This is a genomic window from Pseudooctadecabacter jejudonensis (genome assembly GCF_900172275.1).
Lineage (GTDB): Bacteria > Pseudomonadota > Alphaproteobacteria > Rhodobacterales > Rhodobacteraceae > Octadecabacter > Octadecabacter jejudonensis.
In genome coordinates, this window is the sequence record NZ_FWFT01000003.1 from 265,482 (window position 1) to 285,678 (window position 20,197).

The 20,197-nt window shown below is 61.4% G+C and carries 19 protein-coding genes and 1 tRNA gene; 7 read left to right on the forward strand and 13 right to left on the reverse strand.

Features of this window, described 5'->3' with window-relative positions; translation table 11 throughout:
- Positions 1-31: 31 nt before the first annotated feature.
- The 3 genes from PSJ8397_RS10425 to PSJ8397_RS10435 all read right to left on the reverse strand — a co-directional run bounded on the left by PSJ8397_RS10425 (position 32) and on the right by PSJ8397_RS10435 (position 3,903).
- The gene (locus PSJ8397_RS10425) at positions 32-1,213 is read right to left on the reverse strand and encodes a cytochrome b/b6 domain-containing protein (protein ID WP_085864549.1); all 1,182 of its coding nucleotides are present in this window, start codon (positions 1,211-1,213) and stop codon (positions 32-34) included.
- 179 nt (positions 1,214-1,392) lie between these two features.
- Entirely contained in the window at positions 1,393-3,288 is a 1,896-nt protein-coding gene (locus tag PSJ8397_RS10430; RefSeq protein WP_085864872.1) for an acyl-CoA synthetase, read from the reverse strand.
- A 198-nt stretch (positions 3,289-3,486) separates the two neighbouring features.
- Positions 3,487-3,903 (reverse strand): MerR family transcriptional regulator, encoded by a 417-nt coding sequence (locus PSJ8397_RS10435; protein WP_085864550.1) that lies wholly within the window; start codon positions 3,901-3,903, stop codon positions 3,487-3,489.
- 71 nt (positions 3,904-3,974) lie between these two features.
- Here PSJ8397_RS10435 and PSJ8397_RS10440 point away from each other — a divergent pair, with 71 nt between their 5' ends.
- Together PSJ8397_RS10440 and PSJ8397_RS10445 are read left to right on the forward strand one after the other, a co-directional pair.
- Positions 3,975-4,610 (forward strand): cation transporter, encoded by a 636-nt coding sequence (locus PSJ8397_RS10440; protein ID WP_085864551.1) that lies wholly within the window; start codon positions 3,975-3,977, stop codon positions 4,608-4,610.
- Between the two features lie 182 nt (positions 4,611-4,792).
- Complete coding sequence (locus PSJ8397_RS10445; protein WP_159453127.1) at positions 4,793-5,158, forward strand: methyltransferase family protein; 366 nt, start codon at positions 4,793-4,795, stop codon at positions 5,156-5,158.
- Positions 5,159-5,434: 276 nt separating this feature from the next.
- Here PSJ8397_RS10445 and PSJ8397_RS10450 read toward each other — a convergent pair whose 3' ends face one another.
- Complete coding sequence (locus tag PSJ8397_RS10450) at positions 5,435-7,228, reverse strand: ABC transporter transmembrane domain-containing protein (protein ID WP_085864553.1); 1,794 nt, start codon at positions 7,226-7,228, stop codon at positions 5,435-5,437.
- A 235-nt stretch (positions 7,229-7,463) separates the two neighbouring features.
- Positions 7,464-7,537, reverse strand: a tRNA-Gly gene (locus tag PSJ8397_RS10455).
- Positions 7,538-7,634: 97 nt separating this feature from the next.
- Between PSJ8397_RS10455 and PSJ8397_RS10460 the strand changes: the two genes are divergently transcribed.
- Positions 7,635-9,122 (forward strand): AMP-binding protein, encoded by a 1,488-nt coding sequence (locus tag PSJ8397_RS10460; RefSeq protein WP_085864554.1) that lies wholly within the window; start codon positions 7,635-7,637, stop codon positions 9,120-9,122.
- Between the two features lie 261 nt (positions 9,123-9,383).
- The gene (locus PSJ8397_RS10465) at positions 9,384-11,039 is read left to right on the forward strand and encodes a hypothetical protein (protein ID WP_085864555.1); all 1,656 of its coding nucleotides are present in this window, start codon (positions 9,384-9,386) and stop codon (positions 11,037-11,039) included.
- A 17-nt stretch (positions 11,040-11,056) separates the two neighbouring features.
- Here the strand turns inward: PSJ8397_RS10465 and PSJ8397_RS10470 are convergent, their stop codons facing one another.
- The 4 genes from PSJ8397_RS10470 to PSJ8397_RS10485 form a co-directional block, all read right to left on the reverse strand.
- Entirely contained in the window at positions 11,057-11,707 is a 651-nt protein-coding gene (locus PSJ8397_RS10470; RefSeq protein WP_085864556.1) for an SOS response-associated peptidase, read from the reverse strand.
- 15 nt (positions 11,708-11,722) lie between these two features.
- Positions 11,723-12,937: a class I SAM-dependent methyltransferase gene (locus tag PSJ8397_RS10475; protein WP_085864557.1), complete on the reverse strand. Its 1,215-nt coding sequence runs from the start codon at positions 12,935-12,937 to the stop codon at positions 11,723-11,725.
- A 9-nt stretch (positions 12,938-12,946) separates the two neighbouring features.
- A complete protein-coding gene (locus tag PSJ8397_RS10480; RefSeq protein WP_085864558.1) occupies positions 12,947-13,255 on the reverse strand; it encodes a DnaJ family domain-containing protein in 309 nt (102 codons plus the stop codon).
- Between the two features lie 432 nt (positions 13,256-13,687).
- A complete protein-coding gene (locus PSJ8397_RS10485; protein WP_085864559.1) occupies positions 13,688-15,256 on the reverse strand; it encodes a bifunctional metallophosphatase/5'-nucleotidase in 1,569 nt (522 codons plus the stop codon).
- Positions 15,257-15,423: 167 nt separating this feature from the next.
- Between PSJ8397_RS10485 and PSJ8397_RS10490 the strand changes: the two genes are divergently transcribed.
- From PSJ8397_RS10490 to arsC, 3 genes are read left to right on the forward strand one after another with little or no spacing between them, the layout of a single operon-like run.
- Positions 15,424-15,759, forward strand: a complete 336-nt coding sequence (locus tag PSJ8397_RS10490) for a DUF952 domain-containing protein (protein ID WP_085864560.1) — start codon at positions 15,424-15,426, stop codon at positions 15,757-15,759.
- Positions 15,756-16,799: a quinone-dependent dihydroorotate dehydrogenase gene (locus PSJ8397_RS10495; RefSeq protein WP_085864561.1), complete on the forward strand. Its 1,044-nt coding sequence runs from the start codon at positions 15,756-15,758 to the stop codon at positions 16,797-16,799. The genes PSJ8397_RS10490 and PSJ8397_RS10495 overlap by 4 nt, the downstream gene beginning before the upstream one ends.
- Entirely contained in the window at positions 16,796-17,146 is a 351-nt protein-coding gene (gene arsC, locus PSJ8397_RS10500) for an arsenate reductase (glutaredoxin) (protein ID WP_085864562.1), read from the forward strand. The genes PSJ8397_RS10495 and arsC overlap by 4 nt, the downstream gene beginning before the upstream one ends.
- A 126-nt stretch (positions 17,147-17,272) precedes the next feature.
- Here arsC and PSJ8397_RS10505 read toward each other — a convergent pair whose 3' ends face one another.
- The 4 genes from PSJ8397_RS10505 to PSJ8397_RS10520 are packed head-to-tail and all read right to left on the reverse strand — an operon-like array spanning position 17,273 to position 20,172.
- The gene (locus PSJ8397_RS10505; protein WP_085864563.1) at positions 17,273-18,625 is read right to left on the reverse strand and encodes an MATE family efflux transporter; all 1,353 of its coding nucleotides are present in this window, start codon (positions 18,623-18,625) and stop codon (positions 17,273-17,275) included.
- The gene (locus PSJ8397_RS10510; protein ID WP_085864564.1) at positions 18,618-19,136 is read right to left on the reverse strand and encodes a hypothetical protein; all 519 of its coding nucleotides are present in this window, start codon (positions 19,134-19,136) and stop codon (positions 18,618-18,620) included. Before PSJ8397_RS10510 ends, PSJ8397_RS10505 begins: the two co-directional genes overlap by 8 nt.
- Positions 19,136-19,639, reverse strand: coding sequence for a PaaI family thioesterase (locus PSJ8397_RS10515; RefSeq protein WP_085864565.1), 504 nt, complete (start codon positions 19,637-19,639; stop codon positions 19,136-19,138). The genes PSJ8397_RS10510 and PSJ8397_RS10515 overlap by 1 nt, the downstream gene beginning before the upstream one ends.
- Positions 19,636-20,172 carry a PaaI family thioesterase gene (locus PSJ8397_RS10520; protein WP_085864566.1) on the reverse strand — a complete coding sequence of 179 codons (537 nt, stop codon included), beginning with the start codon at positions 20,170-20,172 and terminating at the stop codon, positions 19,636-19,638. Before PSJ8397_RS10520 ends, PSJ8397_RS10515 begins: the two co-directional genes overlap by 4 nt.
- Positions 20,173-20,197 lie beyond the last annotated feature (25 nt).

Sequence of the window (20,197 nt, forward strand, 5' to 3'; positions counted from 1 at the left end):
GCCCCGTGACCTCTGTGTCAGGGGGGCTTTCTCAGCCCTTTGCCGCTGACAGGGCCACATTCACGATCACTGCAAAGCCCACCGAACTCTCGTCGCCGTAGCTTTCGCCAATCCCGAAATCGCGCCGATCCAGCGTGACCGATCCCACCATCTCTGCCAACCCGTCTTCCAACGTCAGGGTGAACGGCATTGTCACGGGCACCACAGCCCCCGTCAGGGTCAGCGTGCCGTCGGCCACATGGGTAACGCCATCGGTGCGGGTGATCGCGGCCTCAAACACAGCCGTCGGGTGTGTGTCCACGTCAAAGAAATCCGACCCTTTGGCCTGATCCGTCACACTGCCCAGCGCCACGCTGGTCATGTCGATGGTCACGGTCACATCGCCCGCGCCGGTGTCCGCGTCATAGGCGATATCGGCCATCACGGTCTCAAACCGGCCATCGGTGGCGCTGCCCAGCTGTTGGATCGTAAACGTCAGATCAATCGCCTCGGCCACCCAACCACCCGAAGACGTCTCGGCCACTTGCCCCGTCCCCGCCTGTCCCGAAGGCGGCCCACCGAACGAGGCCAACGTCAGGCCCAGCACCCCGACCCAAATCACAGCCCCCGCAAAAGCGGACGCCACATGCGGCGCATGGGCTTGGCGGTCGCCCGCCTGCGTGCCTCGCCACATCCGCGCCAAGGTGCTGTCACGGTCCACCAACGCGTGTTTCAAGGCCCCCGCAATATGCGCGGCCAACGTGATGCCCAAAGTAAGCCCCGCGGCCCAATGCACCGTGCCCGCCACCTCGGCCCAGTGGTCGGATTTGGGCACAAACGGCAGGTTTTGCCCAAACGGCCACCAGATGGGGGCAAACCCGTCTTCAGCGGCATGCATGACCCAGCCCGACAGGGGCAAGGCAAACAACGCGCCATAAAGAATCCAATGGGCCGTCTCAGCCGCAAAAGTCTCGGCCCGCCGTTCAGGGTGCAACGGCACCGGACGCGGCTGGGTCAGCGCCCAGATCACCCGCACTACGGCCAATGTCAGAACCGTGATTCCAATGGTCTTGTGGGTCGAGTAAAGCGTCGTCAGAAAGCCGATATTCTCAGCCGTGGGCTCTGTGCGTTTGCCGATCTGGCCAAGGATCATCGCGGCGATGATCAGCGCAGCAATGATCCAATGCAGCCCCCGCGCAAGGGATCCGTAACGGGTGGCGGTGTTGGTGATCATGGCGGGTTTCCTTCGTCAGTTGCCCCCACTCTAACCTGACGGGCCACAATTGCACCCCCACGCGGCCCCACAGACCCTGTGCAGCCCGTCACCCCCCATCAAAAAGGCGCGAGGTTGCCCCCCGCGCCTTCTGTTTCAATACGCTGCTGTCCCCTGCGTTAGGTGGCAGGGCCGCTGGGTCACTCCGCCCAGACCCATGGCCGCGTGAAGGACCCCAAAGCGGCGTTGACCTCTTCGTCCGTGACCTCACCGGATTTGGTCAGATGCGCCACAAGGCCCAGCTTTTTGTTTTCCACCACAGCCGTCACCTGCGCGGGCACGGCCCGTTCGTTCAACGTCTTGTTGTAAATGCGCGTGATCGCGGATTTGCGCAGATCGGGCTTAAAGATTTTGCCAACGGCAGTCTTGGGCAATTCATCCAGAATTTCCAAATGCTTTGGATAGGCCGCCCGTTCGTGGATGTGGTTTTTGGCAAACTCCATCAACTCATCCACGGTGACCGTCGCCCCCTCCGTCAGCTCAACATAGGCCGCCGGAACCTCACCTGCGTGGGCATCGGGCTGGCCGATGGCACCGGCAAAGGCGACTTGCGCGTGACCGGCCAGCGCCTCTTCGATCTCGGCGGGATCGATGTTGTGACCGCCCCGAATGATCAGATCCTTCGCGCGCCCCGTGATCCACAGATAGCCGTCCGCATCAATGCGGCCCAGATCGCCCGTGCGCAGATACTGCCGCGCCTTCACGTTGGCACCGGGGTAATACAGATCAGCGTTCTTGTCGGCCTCGGTGTAGGTGTCGCCTTGGCTGACACCGGGGGAATAGACACAAATCTCCCCAATCTCATCCGTGCCCAGATCAAGCTGCGTCGCCGGATCCACAATGCGCACATTGGTATAGGGGAACGGGCACCCGATGGACCCCACCTTCTTTTCGCCTGTGGGCGGGTTGATCGACACCAGACAGGTCGCCTCGGTCAGACCGTAGCCTTCGCAGATGGTGACACCGGCGGCGGCCTCAAACTTTTTGTACAGCTCAAGCGGCAGCGGCGCGGACCCGCAAAACGCCAGACGCAGGCTTTCAATATTGGCATCCACAGGCCGCTGCATCAGCGCAGACATCGCCGTGGGCACGGTGATCATGAACGTCGCCTTATGACGTTCGCACAGCTTCCAGAAGTTGTCGAACACGCCATCGCCGCGATAGCCCTGCGGCGTAGGAAAGACGATCTGCGCCCCCGACGACAGCGATGCCCCCATGGCGACAATCGTCGCAAACACATGAAACAGCGGCAGCGGCACCATCTGCACATCTTCTTCGGTGAACAACAGCCGGTTGCCCAGCCACGCGTTGTAAATGATGCCCGAATTGCGGTGCTGGGCGACCTTGGGCATGCCCGTCGTGCCGCCCGTGTGGAAATAGGCCGCGACGCGGTCCCCTTTGGGGTCCTCAAAGCTCAGCGTTTTGGGCTGTTTGGCGATGGATTTGTTGAAATCGATCACAGTGGCCCCGTGCTTGACGGGGTTCTTGGGCCGGATCAGCGGCACGATCAATTTCTTAATCCCCGTCAGGTATTTCAGCAGGTCAATTTCCACGACCGTCTTCACGTTGGGCGCCAAATCCACAGCCTCAGCCGCCTTTTGCGCCACATCCGTCTTGGGGAAGGCGCGCAGCGTGACCAGCACCTTGGCGTTGGTCTCCCTCAGGATGGCGCCGATCTGGTCGGCCTCCAACAGCGGGTTGATGGGGTTCACAATGCCCGCCACGGTGCCGCCCAAATAGGTCAGAACCGTCTCCATCGAATTGGGCAACAGGAAGGCCACAACATCATCAGACCCCACACCCAGCGACCGGAAAAGGTTCGCCGTCTGCGCAACCTTGCCCTGCAACTCAGACCACGTCAGCGTCTCATCGGGGTCATTCTCGCCCGAAAACATCTGGAACGTGACCGCCTTGCGCGACCCATGTTTGGCCGCTGTTTCACTCAGCTGAGACCACACGGAATGCGGCAAGTCCCGCTCCGCCCAAGGCATTTCATTTTCGATCGCATCCCGATCGGCCATAGACGCAAAGGTCATGGTCGCACCTCCCATAAATTGGGCCACCTCCTCCGGCGGCTTTTTCCCTAAGATTCAAGATGTGGTGGATTGCCGCGCGACGCAAGACTTACGCGGCGAAACTTGGGAAAACCGCAGGTGGGCACTGGATCTCGCGGTCAGGTGTGCGGACCTTGCAGCCGCTCGCTCTGGAGTGCTTAATGTCCGCTATTGCGGTTTCTAGTGGTCTCGGTCGCACAAATTGTGATCGGCCAGTGACGCCAATACATAACAATCTTCGGACACGCCTTCACCGTCGCAGCCCTTTGATATTCGGGTGAGTTCCTTCTCAAGTGTTTTGAGACGTTTGATCTTGACGCGGACGTCTTCAAGATGCGACGTGGCGATCTCCGTCGCAGCTTCGCACGACCGATCTGGATGCTCGTGCAATTCAATCAACGACGAGATCGCTTCAATCGAAAACCCAAGGTCACGGGCGTGTCGGATAAAACTAAGCCGCTCCAAACCAGCTTTGTTGTAGCGCCTTTGATTGCCAGAAGTGCGTTCAGCCTCGGGCAATAACCCCATTTCCTCGTAATAACGGATGGTCGGAACTTTGACCTTTGTGCGCTTGGAAAGCTCGCCGATGGAAAACATGAAGAAACCTCTTGAACCTCTAGTCACTAGAGACATTACACTATGAGCAATCAAAGATGAAAGAGGTTCCTATGGCTGGTTGCTGCGGACATGATGCCAAGTTTGACGGCGTTTCAGATGACTACAAAAGACGGCTGTGGATCGTCATTGCGCTCAACGCGACGATGTTCTTTGTCGAGATGACAGCAGGTCATCTGGCCAAGTCTCAAGCATTGCAGGCCGACGCCCTCGACTTTGCGGGCGATGCTCTGACCTATGGCATTTCGCTTGCGGTTATCGGGGCATCGCTACGCGCACGAACGAATGCGGCTCTGTTCAAAGGCGTCAGCCTTCTTCTGATGGGTCTTTGGGTGTTCGGATCGACGGTCTATCGCGTCTTCTATGTTGGCGTCCCCACCGCAGAGATCATGGGTATTGTTGGCTTTCTTGCGCTGCTCACCAATCTGGTAAGTGTCTTGCTGTTGGTTCGTTATAAAGATGGTGATGCCAATGTCCGGTCGGTCTGGCTGTGTTCGCGCAACGACGCGATTGGGAACGTAGCAGTGATGTTTGCAGCCCTCGGTGTGTGGAGTACGGCGACGGGTTGGCCTGACCTGATCGTGGCAACCATTATGGCCGGATTGTTCTTATCATCGGCCTTCCAGATCGTGCGCCAAGCCTTAGCAGAACGGCGCGAAACAACCAACCATAAGCACGTGGAAGTGTGATGCAGCCAGTCTTGATCGTCGTCGGCCTTGTGATCGCGGCAGGCACTCTAGCCGCGATATTTTGGTCTATCGCATACCCTAAGCGCCGCCTTTGGCCGCCAAAGCGATACACCAAGGCGACTCCTGTCCTAGTTTGGGTTCCGACATTCACGCTTTTCGGCATCCTGATCCTCTTAGGATTGATGAGCTGGGGAAGCCTACCAATCCCAACTTGGCTGCGGTTCGGAGTTGGCATTCCGCTGATTGTTGCTGGCAACGTCATCGTGTGGTCAGAGGTCGCGCAATTCGGAATAGCCCAAACTGGCGGCGCGAAAGGGTCGCTTCGAACGGGCGGCATGTATCGCTATTCCCGCAATCCACAGTACGTGGCGGACATTGCCATGGTTGTCGGCTGGATCATGCTTTCCGCGTCGTCTGGAGCGACTCTGATCGGTCTTGCCGGAATAGTCGTACTGCTGGCCGCGCCTTTGGCCGAGGAACCATGGCTCGAGGAGCAATACGGGGCCGCGTTCAAGAACTACAGGGCAAAGGTCCGACGGTTCTTGTAGGAAAATGACCAAATGCAAAAGCAGACCTTCGCCATCGTGCGGCATCTTGGTAGATTTGGGCTCAAACCCGCCCTTCGCCGCGCCACGTTAACCTCCCCTCAACACGCCTTAACACATCCCACCGCACGGTCCGTTAAGGGGGGGCTTTGCCAGCCCCCAGCCATACGCGAGCCATACGCAAACCATACGCTTTCCATACCGTCGAAACGCCGCAAAATATGGTGTTAACCCTCGATTCGGGGTGAGACGCGTTAAATGGGTCTGGCCGGCGTTAACCTATTCCGCCGCAATCCCATCCGTGAACTGCAACCGCGCCAGCCGCGCATAAAGCCCGCCTTCGGCCACCAGCGCATCGTGCGTGCCCTGCGCCACGATCTGTCCCGCCTCAAACACCAAAATCCGGTCTGCTTTCTTCACCGTGGCCAACCTGTGCGCCACGATAAGCGTCGTGCGATCCGCGCTGAGCGTATCCACCGCCTGCTGCACCGCACGTTCTGATTCCGCGTCCAGCGCAGACGTCGCCTCATCCAGCAACAGCACCGGCGCATCACGCAAAATCGCCCGCGCAATGGCGATCCGCTGCTTTTGACCGCCCGACAGCATGACACCGCGTTCGCCCACATAGCTGTCGTAACCCTCTGGCAATGCTGACAAAAATTCATGCGCCGCCGCCGCCTTCGCCGCCGCCTCAACCTCCGCATCGCTCGCCTCCGGCCGGCCAAAACGGATGTTCTCTCGGGCCGAGGCGGCAAAGATCACAGGGTCCTGCGGCACCAGCGCCATGTGGCGCCGGAAATCCGCCCGCGCCAAATCCCGCAAATCCACCCCGTCGAATGAAATCGCACCAGAGGCCGGATCATAGAACCGCAAAAGCAGTTGAATAATCGTCGTCTTGCCCGCCCCCGACGGGCCAACCAACGCCACCGTCTCACCCGGTTTGACAGTAAACGACACCCCATCCAAGGCCGCCACATTGGGCCGCGCGGGATAGGAAAACCGCACGTTGTCAAAGGTGATATCCCCATGACGCGTATCGGGCATGGCCGCAGGCGTGACAGGATCCCGCACCGCGTCCTCCTCGGTCAACAATTCCACCAACCGCTCCGTGGCCCCCGCCGCGCGCTGCAACTCCGACCAAATTTCGGTCAGCGCCGCGACAGCCCCTGCGACCATGATCGTGTAGATCATGAACTGCACCAACTCGCCCACCGTGATGACGCCGCTGCGCACGTCCGATGCGCCCATCCACAAAAAGCCGACGATGGCACTAAACGCCATAAAAATCACGATCGCCGTCAACACCGCCCGCGTGGCAATCCGCCGCCGTGCCGCGTCAAAACTGCGTTCCGTGACGACCCCGAAATTCGCGCGACTTGGCCCCTCGTGGGTAAAGGCCTGCACCGTCTGCGCACTCAACAACTGCTCAGACGCATCACCGGAACTCTGCGCAATCCAGTCCTGGTTTTCCTTGCTGAGCCGCCGCACCTTGCGGCCCAAAATGATGATCGGAAAGACAATCACAGGGATCGGCCACAACACCATCAACGACATCTTTACACTGGTCCACAGCATCAGGCCAATGCCGCCCACAAGGATCAACAGATTGCGCAACGCAATCGACACCGACGACCCGATGACCGACAAAATCAACGTGGTGTCCGTCGTGATCCGGCTCAGCACTTCACCGGTCATGATCTTTTCGTAAAACGCGGGGCTCATCCCGATCATTCGGTCAAACACAGCCACCCGGATATCCGCTACAACCCGCTCCCCCAATCGGGTCACAAAATAATAGCGCAACGCCGTGCCCACAGCCAAAAGCGCCGCAATCCCGATGGCGGCGGCGAAATACCCATCCAGCAACGCCACATCCGAGCTTTCGAAATTATCGACCACCCGCCGCACGGCAAGGGGCAAAACCAACGACATCGCCGCCGTGATCACCAAAGCCGACAGCGCCAATGCGATCATCCAGCCATAGGGCCGTAAAAACGGCCACAGCGCTTTCAAAGCACCGACTTCCTTGGATCGCGCCCGATCTTCCGTGGCCGCGCGGGGTGTATCAGCCATCAGCGGGCGTCCTTCTTGTCGTATGCCCCTCATTTAATCCGGCAAAGGGGTGCAGACAACAGCCACATGATCTTCACCCTCCCACCCCGACCGCCAGTCGCTCTTCAAGCGCCACGTCATCGCTTCTTTGGGTCAAAAATACCTTCCGCGAAGCGACGCGAAATTCCAACGGAATTTCGCCCCCGCCCGCCGCAGGCGCTGATCGCAAGATCATTCAACTGGCTGAAAAAAGGGGTGGAGCGGGCGGCGGGAATCGAACCCGCGTCATTAGCTTGGAAGGCTAAGGTCTTACCACTACACAACGCCCGCGCTACACAGGGGCCAAATACGCCGCCCCCGCGGCCGGGTCAAGACACGACGTACCCGCAAACCCATTCACGGCCCGCAAAGGATTCCCCAAGATCCCATGACAAACACGCTTTATGACGCCCTGATCGGCCCGCACCACGACAATACGGCCCCTTTTCTCCATCTGGGCGACGGCACGCAGATCACCTTTGCCGCCTTTTGCGCCCGCGCCGCACAAATCGCCCATGTGCTGTCGGATCACGGTGTGGGCCCACGCGACCGCATTGTCGTGCAAGCCCCCAAATCAGCCGAATACCTCGCGCTCTATGCCGCTGCGCTGCAAACAGGCGCGGTATTTCTGCCGCTCAACACCGCCTACACCCTGTCCGAGGTGCAGTATTTCGTCGACGACGCGGACCCTGCCCTAATTGTCTGCGCACCTGACACAGCGCCGGATATCGCATCCCTCGCAGATAAGCGGCCCATGTTGACGTTGGATGCCACCGCGACAGGCACCCTTTCCACCGCCGCAAATGCCGCGCCGACAGGTTTCAACACCGTCGCACGGGGGCCAGATGACCTCGCGGGGCTCCTCTATACCTCCGGCACGACGGGGCGGTCCAAAGGCGCGATGATGTCTCACCGCAACCTGTTGTCAAACGCCCGCGCCCTGACGGATCTGTGGCAGATCACCCATGCAGATACCTTGATCCACGCCCTGCCCGTCTTTCACACCCACGGGCTGTTCGTGGCGATCAACACAGCCCTTCTGGCCGGCGCTCAAATCCGCTTTATGGCCAGCTTCAACACGGACGCCATCCTGCATGCCCTGCCCCGCTCCACCCTCATGATGGGCGTGCCCACCTTCTACACCCGCCTGCTGGCCGATCCGCGCCTGACCCATGAGGCAACATCGAACATGCGGCTCTTCATCTCCGGCTCGGCGCCGCTTTTGGCCGAAACCCACCGCGCGTTCACAGACCGCACCGGCCACCGCATCCTTGAACGCTATGGGATGACCGAAACCAACATGATCACCTCAAACCCCTACGACGGCGACCGCGTGCCCGGCACCGTGGGCCATGCCCTGCCCGGTGTCGCGGTTCGCATCCGCGATGCGGGTCGCTGCACGCCCACAGGCGACATCGGTGTGATCGAAGTGCGCGGCGACAACGTGTTCCAAGGCTACTGGAACCAGCCCGAAAAAACCGCCGAAGACATGACAGAGGACGGCTATTTCATCACAGGCGATCTGGCCACGATGGACGCCACAGGCCGCGTGACGATCGTAGGCCGCGCCAAGGATCTGATCATCTCGGGGGGCTACAACATCTATCCAAAAGAGGTTGAGGACGTCCTCAACGCCCTTCCCTCGGTCCTTGAAAGTGCCGTGATCGGCGTGCCCGACCCCGACAAGGGAGAGGCCGTAGTGGCCGTCATCGTGCCCACCCCCGACGGCCAGGTGACCGACGCGGACGTGCAGGCCCACGTCTCCGCCCATCTGGCGAAGTTCAAACACCCCCGCCGTTATGTGACGATGGACGCCCTGCCCCGCAACACCATGGGCAAGGTGCAAAAAACAACGCTGCGCTCAGACCTCGGCTAGCGACACCCGCCCATGAAAAACCCCGCACCCGAAAGGCTGCGGGGTCTGCTCATTTTTATGCGGCGCGCTTTATTCCGCCGGTGTCGCAGCCTCTGAATCTACCGTCACGGCCTCAACGCCGGCGGCCTCACGGCGGCCATCGTTGAACGCGGCCTTCAGCAGCGAAATGCACATCAACGCCATCACGACCAGTTCTATCGGACGTCTCCCCCAGAACTTATGATCTTGAATTAGCGGTGTTTGCGGCCTTACTCTGCGATCATGTCACAACAGATCGCCTTCTGGGTCACCGCTGTATTGAGCGTCGCGTTTTGGGGGGCCTATCCAAGCGCCCTCGTCTTGGCTGATTTTCATGACCCCTTTCTTGGGGCGGTCGGTGCCATAGGCGTCGCCATGATCGGCTGGTTTGGGCTTATCTTTCTGCAAGGCGTAGGCCCCCGCAAGATCTGGACCACCCTCACGTCCAACCGCCCGCTGATCCTTGTGTCCGGCCTGTTGTTCACGATTGAACTGGCCCTTTTCTTTCCGGCCGTGGACCGCGCCCCTGCGATTGCGGCGGTGCTGTTCGAACTTTGGGTGCTGTCTTTTGTGATCACCTCAATCTGGGCCGGCACCAGTGCGCGTCTGACCCGAAAGGGGTGGACCTTCCTGACCTTCGGTTTTTTCGGGGCCACCGTCGCGGTGGTGGACTGGGCGTCCCTGCGCGACAGCAGCATGAGTTCCCTGGACCCCGTGACCATCCTGATGGCGATCACAGCCGCCTCTGCCATGGGGGTCAAAACCTACATCAACTCCCGGATTTCTGCCAAAAGCCCCGATTTGCCGATGTTGTCGGCCAGCACGCTGCCGCATCTGCTGTCAGGCTTTGTCGCGCTGCCCCTGTGGGGGGCGATCTATCTGGCCGGGGATGACGTCGCGGTCTCGTCATCCGCCAGCCTGCTGAGCGCGCTGCCGATAGCGGTGATCTATCTGATCGGCGTGCCTGTGTTCATCCTGGCCGTCCGCCTGCGCCCCAGTGAATCCTCCATGGCGGTCTTCTATTCGATCCCGCTTGTGGCACTTTTGTTTTTAAGCCTCACAGGCCAGGTTACCTTGAACATCTATTTCATCATTGGCGGCTCCATCATCTTCATCGCCAATGCATTCCTCACACAACGCCTTCCTTATGTCTCAGCCTCGGGGTTGGCTGCGATTTTGACGCTGGCTGCGACCTGGTTGGCCCTGTCGATTGAACAGGGCCATATTCTGGTTCTACCAGATGCGGCCCTGCCTTCTGTCGGCATCAGCTCGGCGGAAGCGTTCTTGCTGCTGTACGGGTTGTTATTTGCCTTCGTCCTGACGGATGTTCTAAACGAAATCAAAGACTTCCGAATTTGCGTCCATCGCTTTATCGCAGAAATGTTGGGCGGCCCGCTCTCGCCTCCAGAGGCCCGATCTTTGTACCGCAGGATGCGGCAGGCTTTCTTGTGCGAAGACCTGCGCTCGCTTGTGCCGCATCATTCTTCGCCGCCATCCCTCAGCACCGATCAACGCGCCCAACTGGCCGAGATTTTCGCACGCAGCCTCAAGTCCTCTATAGCTGCCACGCCTTATGTGGTCTTCCGCATCCTGTCGGTCGGGTTCCTTTTGCTGGTTTTCTCGGTCTATTGCTTGTCCTCACAGCTGATCGACCGATTGGTGGGCATGTCCCTGTTCACGGTCATCGCCTACTTCCTATTTTTCACGCGGGATCGCTACCTGCGTAAGGTCGTCTTTCGCGCAATTGTCGAAGAAACACTGCAGCCCTTGCGCTCAAAACATCACGAGGCTTTGGTCAAGGATCGCAAGTCGAACCATTTCGTTGGGATGTCCCTTCTGATCTTCGCCTTGAGCGTCAGTATCGTTCTGAACATTGCCGTCGAGTTCGGTCTTAATTGACGTTTGCCCCCTGAGGATTAATCCCCACTCTCATAGGGCTCTATCAGCTCCGGCCCTGACGCGCGGTTGGAATTGACGGCACGGCTGACGCGGTGAAACAGCAACGTGTCCTCGCCTGTGGCCTGCATCAATCGCGCGGCCCCCGTGCCGTCCTCGCCCAGCCACAAGGGCCAGTCTGCAGGCTCCAGTATAACGGGGATCCGGTGGTGGATTTCAGCCATGGCCGCGTTGGCCGCAGTGGTCACAATGGCCGCCGTGGCGCCCAAGTCGCCCCAATCCTGCCAGATCGCGGCAAAGGCCAGGGGCGCGCCATCTTGGCGTTGGATGTACCACGGCAGTTTTGTGCCGTCCTCCAGCCGCGTCCATTCGTAAAACCCTGCCGCCGGAATGATGCACCGCCTTTCGCGGCACGCCGCTTTGAACGCGGGCTTTTCGGCAATGGTTTCCGCCCGCGCATTGATCAACAGCGGCCCGCCGTTCGGGGCCTTGTACCAATGGGGCACAAACCCCCAGCGCACCGATTGATACCGCCGCCCGCCGTCCCCGGCCATAACAGCCGCCACCTGAACGGTGGGGCAGACGTTGTAATTGGGGACCTGCGGCAGATCATTCGCAGGGGCAGCATCAAACACCTGCGCCATTGCATCATGGGGAAGGGTGATCGCCATGCGCCCGCACAAGGTCTAGCGGCGCCCCAGATTGGAGTAGTGCATCAAGCCCCAGCCACACAGCGCCCGGTCAACCTGGGCCCAGATCCCGCCAAAGGCAACCGGATCCAGCCGCGCGCCCTTGGCCAGCATGGCCAAATCGCGCCGCCCATCGACGCCCGCCAACAGCGCCGCCGCGCCTTTGGGCAAGCGCAGGGGGATCGTCTCCCCCCCTGATTTCACCGGCAACGCCTTGCCCGCCGCCACGGCACGGGCCAATTTGTCCCGCGGCACACCGCGCAAATGCGGCACGCGGGCCATGTTTGCTTTGGCCATGCCGCCCATTGGACCCGTCTTGGGCGCGCTGGCCCCCGCCGCCCGCGCATAGCCCACATGCACCTTCATCGTGCCCGCCAGCTGTTCGGCCAGCGCCATGCGCGCCACCGCGTCCATCCCCTCCGGCACCGCCGCATACCGCGACGGATCATAGGCCGCAGGCTGCGCAAATCCAGCTAGATCCCAGCCCGTCTGCCCCATGACCTCCACCAAATCCGTCACCGAAAACGCGCGATCCTGACTGTGCAACAACAGATCATAAAACCCCGCATCGGACTGCTGATGATCCACCACAACCGTATTGCGTTTGAACGGATGCGCCTCCGGCAGCCGCGCAAAAACCGCCCGCGCCTGTGCCAACTTCTGCGACGGGGACAGCCCCTCAAACAACGCCCCGAACGCCTCTTGCAACGGGTAAACACCAGACCGCCCATGGGGCGCATAGACCATAAACCCAAGGCCGCCGCCCTCCGCCAAGGCCTGCCTCAGCGCGGCAAATCCCGTCGCGGGATCAGGCAAGTGATGCAACACCCCGCAACAGTCGATGTAATCGAACGTGCCATATTCCGCCGCATCCAGCAGGCTGCCCGTGTGAAACGTCACCCCCGTCAGCCCGCGCGCCGCCACCCGCGCTTCCGCCACCGCCCGCGACGCCTCCGACAGATCCAGATACACAATCTCATAGGGCGCGCCCGCATCGGTCAGCCGTTGTGCCAGTTGCACCATCCCATCGCCAGTTCCACCACCCGCAAACAGCGCCCGAAGCGGCCGTGTCCAATCGCGCATCCCGCCCCAAATGACATGATCCATCTCAAGGGGGTCCGACGGCGAACCGGTGATCAACCGCTTGGCCTCATCCGCCGGATCACGCTCGGGATAGGGATAGGCCTCATACTGGCGCTTTACTTCAGTCACACCGCGCCCTCACCGCTGATACGCCTTGCGGGCCAGGGCAATCCGCGCATCCATCAACGTCATCTCTTTAAGGATCTCACCGCGCCGTGTCCTGTCGCCCGTATCCGCCAATTCCGCGCGCAGCCGTGCCAACTCTCGCGACAAGGACACAAATTCTGGCACAGCCTTGCTCTCCTTCATCAGCCGGTTCAGCAGGGCGTTCTCCGGGTCGTCCTCCGGCGGCAACGGCCGACCTTGGCCTGGCAAATCATCAAACGCGCCCTCGGCTTGGGCGGCGCGAATGCGGGCATCGATCAAATCTTCCAACGGATGGGCCATGCCCGACACCTAGCGCGACGCGGACGCATCACGCAACACCCACCGCGCGCCCTGTTCATCCAACGACAACCCTCGGGCGTCATCTTTTGCGGCGGTTAACCCGCGTGAGGCCACACCTTCGCGCGCCATGGACATCGGGACACGCCGGCCCCTCAGACCATCTGAACCCGCATTCGCGCTTCAGATGCAGGGGCAGGTCCACCTGCACACGCGACCTCGGTGGCCCATCAGTCACCGCGGCCCCACCCTTGTAAGTCATCCCCGACATCCACCATTAACCTTAACGCGCCCATGACCTGAGCACACCGCCCAAGACCAAAGCGCACCCACCCCCTTCATCTGACCCAAAAAACTCAAATCCCGACACCGCATGAAAAAACCCCGCCGCACAGGACGCGCGACGGGGCCAAAAACATGTGATGTGATCGGGGCTTAGTTGCCGCTCACCGTGATGCGCCCATCGGTGTAGGGCGTGTAGGGTCCATTCTCGGCCAGATAATCCGCCACGACCTGCTCCAATCCAGGACCGAAATCATAAGCGTTGGCGGCGTCCTCGAACATGGAATAACCGTCACCGCCATTGCGGACGTAGTTGTTGGTGGCCAACAGATACGTAGCCCCTTCGTCCAGCGGCGCACCGGCGACGGTCACGTCAGACACGCGGGCCCCCGGCTCTGCGGTCAAATCCACGGCAAAGGTCATGCCCGCCACCTGCGGGAAACGGCCCGCGCCGTCCTCAACCTGACCCACACCGTTTTCCAACGCCGCCAGGATATCCGCGCCAGAGGCTTCGAACGTGGCCAGTGTGTTCTGGAACGGCAGGACCGTCAGCACTTCACCCATGGTGATCTCGCCTGCATCAATAGACGCACGCAAACCGCCACCGTTCTGGATCGCGGCCACAACGCCTTGATCCGCCAAACGGTCCAACATCGCGTCGGCCACAAGGTTGCCCATGGCGCATTCCATCGCGCGACACACCTCACGGGCGCCCTCGATGACATCCGTGCTATCGGCGACAACTTGGGTCTTCATCTCTTCAATCGGACCGGCCAGTTCGGACACCCGCGCCACGATCGCCTCGTCTTCCGCCACAGAGGCATCCAGCAGGATCGTGTCACCGGTGGCCGATGTCACGTTGCCGTCCGCATCAAATTCCAAGGTCAGATGGCCCACGTATTTGGAATAGGCATAGGCCTGCACCACAGCCGTATCGCCCACCATCGTGGGATAGGCCATTGCACCCTCTTCGGTGTTGGAAAACAGCGTGTGCGAATGCCCGCCCACGACTGCATCAAGGCCATTCACGGCCTCAGCAATCGCCATGTCCTTGTTCACCCCAACGTGGTTCAGCGCGATGATCTTGGTGACGCCTTCATCGGTCAGCGTCGCCACATCGGCCTGCAGGCTCTCTATCTCGTCCGAGAAAATCACCGCATCCGAAGGCGAGGCTGTCTCTGCCGTGTCAGAGGCCAGCGCGGAGACAATGCCAATCCGCTCGCCGCCCACCTCAAGCACGATGTGGTTCTGAACCTTGCCCGCCAACACGTTGGACTGGCTCACGTCGATGTTGCCGGAAATGACCGGAAAGTCGACGCCGTCGGCCAGCTTGGCCAAGCCTTCGTCACCATCGTCAAATTCGTGGTTGCCCACGGCCATGGCATCAAAGCCGATGGCGTTCATCATCTCGATTTCCACGTCACCTTTGTAGGTCGTGTACATCAGGGACCCCTGATACTGATCGCCCGCATCCAGCACGATCACGTTCTCACCGGCCAGTTCTTCGCGCAGCTGGTCGATCATCGTTTTTACACGTGCCACGCCGCCAAAGCATTCGCCCGCCGCGTTGTCTTCGGCACCACAGGTGCCATCAAAGCGGCTGATCGGCTCAATCCGGCTGTGCAGGTCGTTGATGTGGATGATATGAAGCGTGTAATCCGCCGCCGCCATTCCCGCCGTCATGGTCAGCGCGGTGGTTGTTGTCAGAAGTCTGGTCAACATGAAAAGATCCCCGTTGGTGGTTTTTGTCTGACGTCAGCTTGGGTTGCCCAACACCAAGAGTCAAAGCAGATCATGTGAAGCTTTCGTAACGTCGCGTCCGTGTGCCTAAAGTTAAGGCACATCAAGCCTGCTTGACGTAGCGGCCCGAGGATGGAAAACCCCACCCCATGTTGATCTATAAAATCCTGACCGCCGACCAATGGGCGGACTTCGAACGCACCGGCACCTTCACCGGCGCGCCGATTGATCTGGCCGATGGCTACATCCACACCTCCACCGCCGATCAGGCGCAAGAGACGGCGGACAAACATTTCGCAGGGCAAGAGGGGCTGATGCTGGCCGCGCTTGACGCTGCGACCTACGGCGAGGATCTGAAATGGGAGGTCTCGCGCGGCGGCGCGGAGTTCCCCCACATCTACAACCGCCCCCTGCGGATGGAGGAGGTTATCTGGGCCCGCCCGATGCCCCTTGTGGACGGCACCCACGCGCTGGATTTCACATGAGCGCATTGGAAAAAATCGGTCTGCGCGCCTTGCGCCGTATGGATCCTGAAATGGCCCACGGTCTGGCCCTGCGGGGTCTGAGGTACGGGCTGGGGCCCAAGACAGGCGCGTTGACGACAGACCGGCTGAAAACCACCGTCGCGGGGCTGGATCTGCCAAACCCCATTGGTCTGGCGGCGGGATTTGACAAAAATGCCGAAAGCCTTGCTGCCCTTGGTGACACCGCGTTCGGGTTTCTTGAGGTCGGGGCGGCGACCCCCCTCCCCCAGGAGGGGAACCCCCGCCCAAGGCTGTACCGGCTGACCGAAGACCGCGCCGCGATCAACCGGTTCGGGTTCAATAATGAGGGGATGGAGGCCATCGCAATCCGTCTTGCCCGCAGGCCCAAAAACCGTGTTCTGGGCCTGAACCTTGGCGCCAACAAAACCAGCGACGACAAGGCGGCGGATTTTGCCACTGTGCTGCGTCACTGCGGGGCGCATGTGGATTTCGCGACGGTCAATGTGTCTTCTCCGAACACCGAAAAACTGCGTGATCTTCAGGGCAAGGCAGCCCTTGAAGCGCTGTTGGGCGGGGTCATGGCCGCCAATGACGCGGACATCCCCGTGTTTTTGAAAATCGCCCCCGACCTGTCAGAGACAGAGGTCGCGGATGTGGCCGACGTCGTGCGCTCTTCCGGCATTTCAGCCGTCATCGCGACCAACACGACCCTGTCGCGCGAGGGGCTGCAATCACCCCACAAGGATCAGGCGGGAGGGCTGTCAGGCCAGCCGCTGTTCGAGAGATCCACCCGGGTGTTGGCGCAATTGTCGACCTTGGTCGATGTTCCATTGATCGGCGTGGGTGGGGTCGGCTCTGCCGAACAGGCCTATGCCAAGATCCGCGCCGGGGCCTCTGCGGTGCAGCTTTACACCGCGCTGGTCTATGGCGGGCTGTCCTTGGTGGGTGAGATCGCGCGGGGCCTTGATGCCTTGCTGGCCCGCGACGGTTTTGCGTCCGTGGCGGATGCCATCGGCACAGGACGTGAGGACTGGCTATGATCCCGGAACAGACCACCATCTGGCACAATCCGCGCTGTTCCAAGTCACGCCAGACGCTGGCGCTGCTGCAAGAGAACGGCATTCAGCCCGCTGTGCGCCTGTACCTCAAGGATGCCCCGTCCGAGGCGGAGATCGTGGCCGTGCGCAACGCGCTTGGCGTGACCGCCGATGAGATGATGCGCCGCGGTGAGGCGGTGTTCAAAGAGCTGGCCCTTGGCACCGCGACGGAGGCCGAGCAGATCGCCGCGATGGTGGCCCATCCGATCCTGATTGAACGGCCGATTGTCGTGCACGAGGGCCGCGCCGCCATTGGCCGCCCGCCTGAGGCGGTGTTGGGGATTTTTTAGGTATTTGAGACCCAAAGAATTCGAGCCGTCTCGGAGCGGCCCCATCTGTAATACGTGGGGGGCCGGTCAGGCGAAGAATGGTCGGAGACCCGAGCCGAAGAACACAGTGAGCGAAGCCGTGATGCGTCAGATGCTTCTCTCCAACGCGGGGTATTTCAGGCCAAGTGTCGCGCCGCGCGCGGCGAAGCTGATCAGCAAGGCAATCCACAGACCTGTGTTGCCCGCAAGCGGCATGAGGGCCAGGGCGGCTGCAAAATAGATCATGGTTGAGACCGCCATCATATTGCGCATGTCGCGGGTGCGGGTGGCGCCGATGAATATGCCGTCCAGCATGAAGGGGGCTGCGGACAAAAACGGCGTCAGCGCCATAAAGATCAGATACTCACGCGCGGCAAGGCGCACATCGGGGGCGGTGGTCATCATGTCAATAATCGCCCCGCCGAAGGTCAAGAACACACCGGCCAGCAGCACGCCAATGCCAGCCCCCCAAAGGCTGACCATGACGCTGGCACGGCGGAAAGCAGGGCGGTCAGCGGCCCCGAGGGCACGGCCCACCAGTGCCTCGACCGCGAAGGCAAAGCCATCCATGGCGTGGGCGGTGAAGGCCAGAAACTGCAGCAGGATCTGGTTCGCCGCCAGCCGCGTGTCGCCATAGCGGGCGCCGAAAAACAGAAACGACATAAAGATGGATTGCAACAGCAGGGACCGCACCATGATGTCGGCGTTCACACTGGCAAAGCGGCGCAGTTTGGCCGGATCCAGCAGGCGGGCGCGGTCCGCCAGATCCGCGCGGCCCAGCCCTGCGCGGCAATACCACAGGCCCAGCACGCAACCCGTGACCTCGGCCGCGACCGTTGCGATGGCAACGCCCTGCCCCCCCCAGCCGAAGCCCAGCACGAACACCAGATCAAGTACGATGTTGATGCCGTTCATCACCAGCTGAATGACCAGAATGGCCCGTGTGCGTTCGGCGGCCACCAGCCAGCCGGTGATCGCGTAGGTGGCAATCAGAAACGGGGCGGACCACACGCGAATCGCCATGTAGGATCGCGCCAGCGCCTCCACCTCGGCACTGGCGGGCGACAGCCAAAAGCCCAGTGCAAACAGGGGGGCCTGAAGCGCGATGATCAGCAGCCCGCCAAGGGCTGCAATGCCCAGCGCGCGGATCAGGATTGCCGCGGTCTCAGCGCGATCCCCCGCTCCCCGTGCCTGGGCGGCAAAGCCCGTCGTGCCCATCCGCAAAAACCCGAAGATCCAGTACAGCCCTGTCAGGATGATGGCACCGATGCCCACCGCCCCGATGGGCGCGGCCTCCCCCATTTGGCCCACCACGCCAGTGTCGACCAGCCCCAGCAGGGGCACTGTGATGTTGGCCAGCACCACCGGCACCGCGATGTTCAGAATCCGCCCGTGCGTCAACGGTCCTTTAGTCGGCGGCCTCTCAGCCGGCGGCCCCCCAGTCGGCGGCGCGTCAGCCATAGCTGAACCGGTCGTCCGCGCCGACCAGTGCGTTCGCCGCCGTCACGGCCTCGGGCAGGCCCTTGTCCGCAGACAACAGGCAGGCCGCAACCCACGGGATGATAACGCGGGGATCAGGCGCGCCCAAAGGCCCGACCAGATGTCCGCCCGTGTCGAAAACAGCCGCTGCCAGACCGCTTTCGCGGGTGGCGGAGGCCGTCGAGATCAGGACGCTGTCCGACGGAAACGTCAGCCCCGCAAAGAGCTTGGCAGTGATCAGCCATGGACCATCCATCATCGAAGGGTCCAAAACCGCAGCCCCTCCGTCGCCCAGATAGAGGCCCCGCGGCCCGCCTTTGGCACTGAGGATCGTCACATCATGGGCGGCCCCTGCGATCAACGCGTCCCTGACCGCCTCGGGCGATGTGGGCCGCATCAGGCGGACGTCATAGCCCATGCCTTCGGCCACGGCCCTCAGGCCCATTCCTTCGGCGCTGTCGCCCACGGCGATAAGTGTTACTGTCGTCGTCATTATGTGGCCTCTTGGGTCGGGGTGCCCCGTTGCGGCATTAGAAAATGTCCCGTGGCCTGGGCGAACAGGCGACTGCGGTTGTCCTGCCATGCCTCCACATGCACGGAGGCATAACGCCGCCCAGACCGGTTCACCCGCGCGCGGGCATAGGCGTCGCGCGGCAGGCCGGAGCGCAGATAATCCACGGTGAAGTCAATCGTCTTGGGCAGGCGGAACCCTGTGGCCACATCCTCGCCTGCCTCCATGCGGTCCCACATCAAGGCCCAGCTGAGTTCAACAATCGCGGTGGTTTCAAGAAACGCCGCCGTGGCCCCGCCGTGCAGTGCTGGCAACATCGGGTTGCCGATCAGATTGTCACGGTAGGGCATAACGCCCGTCAGCTCATCCCCCAGACGGTCAAACCGAAAGCCCATGTAGCCGATGTAGGGCACGCCCTGCACAAGGGTCTGCAAGGCCGCATCGCGCCGCTGTTTGATGATCTGGACGGGTTCGGGGCGCTTCATGACGGGGTGACCTTGGTGGGTTGAATGGCAAAAGCACCGGTGGCGGTTGCCACAGGCCGGTCGGTGTCATCATCAAGGGCCGTGGCGCGCACGAAGGCCACCGACCGTGTGACATGATAGCATTCGGCCCGCGCGATGATCGTCTGGCCAGGCGTGGCGGGGCGCATGTAATCGATCCGCAAATCCAGCGTGGCGGTGCCCAAGGGCAGGCTGTCATGGACCATCACCGCTGCCCCGCTGCAGGTGTCCAGCAGGGCCGACACGGCCCCGCCCGCAATAACGCCCGTCTCTGGGTCGCCGATCAGGCGGGCGTCATAGGGCATGCTGAGCGTGGCCTGACCTGCGGCAATCTCAACCACTGACATGCCCAGGGCCGTCGCATGGGGCAAGGCCGCGATAAACTGTTGGGCAATCTTTTCCTGGCGCCCGCCAGCCTCATCTGGGGCCTGATCTGGGGCCTGATCTGCGGCTTGATCCACTGCGGGGTCCCGCGACTGATCTGTGGTCTGATCCGGGGTCTGGTCATGTGTCATAGGCTGTTTGAACCCCCATCGCGCG

Coding starts and splice junctions, on each gene's coding strand:
- PSJ8397_RS10425 (WP_085864549.1), bottom strand. CDS start 1,213: ATGATCACCAACACCGCCACCCGTTACGGATCCCTTGCGCGGGGGCTG.
- PSJ8397_RS10430 (WP_085864872.1), bottom strand. CDS start 3,288: ATGACCTTTGCGTCTATGGCCGATCGGGATGCGATCGAAAATGAAATG.
- PSJ8397_RS10435 (WP_085864550.1), bottom strand. CDS start 3,903: ATGTTTTCCATCGGCGAGCTTTCCAAGCGCACAAAGGTCAAAGTTCCG.
- PSJ8397_RS10440 (WP_085864551.1), top strand. CDS start 3,975: ATGGCTGGTTGCTGCGGACATGATGCCAAGTTTGACGGCGTTTCAGAT.
- PSJ8397_RS10445 (WP_159453127.1), top strand. CDS start 4,793: ATGAGCTGGGGAAGCCTACCAATCCCAACTTGGCTGCGGTTCGGAGTT.
- PSJ8397_RS10450 (WP_085864553.1), bottom strand. CDS start 7,228: ATGGCTGATACACCCCGCGCGGCCACGGAAGATCGGGCGCGATCCAAG.
- PSJ8397_RS10460 (WP_085864554.1), top strand. CDS start 7,635: ATGACAAACACGCTTTATGACGCCCTGATCGGCCCGCACCACGACAAT.
- PSJ8397_RS10465 (WP_085864555.1), top strand. CDS start 9,384: ATGTCACAACAGATCGCCTTCTGGGTCACCGCTGTATTGAGCGTCGCG.
- PSJ8397_RS10470 (WP_085864556.1), bottom strand. CDS start 11,707: ATGGCGATCACCCTTCCCCATGATGCAATGGCGCAGGTGTTTGATGCT.
- PSJ8397_RS10480 (WP_085864558.1), bottom strand. CDS start 13,255: ATGGCCCATCCGTTGGAAGATTTGATCGATGCCCGCATTCGCGCCGCC.
- PSJ8397_RS10485 (WP_085864559.1), bottom strand. CDS start 15,256: ATGTTGACCAGACTTCTGACAACAACCACCGCGCTGACCATGACGGCG.
- PSJ8397_RS10490 (WP_085864560.1), top strand. CDS start 15,424: ATGTTGATCTATAAAATCCTGACCGCCGACCAATGGGCGGACTTCGAA.
- PSJ8397_RS10495 (WP_085864561.1), top strand. CDS start 15,756: ATGAGCGCATTGGAAAAAATCGGTCTGCGCGCCTTGCGCCGTATGGAT.
- arsC (WP_085864562.1), top strand. CDS start 16,796: ATGATCCCGGAACAGACCACCATCTGGCACAATCCGCGCTGTTCCAAG.
- PSJ8397_RS10505 (WP_085864563.1), bottom strand. CDS start 18,625: ATGGCTGACGCGCCGCCGACTGGGGGGCCGCCGGCTGAGAGGCCGCCG.
- PSJ8397_RS10510 (WP_085864564.1), bottom strand. CDS start 19,136: ATGACGACGACAGTAACACTTATCGCCGTGGGCGACAGCGCCGAAGGA.
- PSJ8397_RS10515 (WP_085864565.1), bottom strand. CDS start 19,639: ATGAAGCGCCCCGAACCCGTCCAGATCATCAAACAGCGGCGCGATGCG.
- PSJ8397_RS10520 (WP_085864566.1), bottom strand. CDS start 20,172: ATGACACATGACCAGACCCCGGATCAGACCACAGATCAGTCGCGGGAC.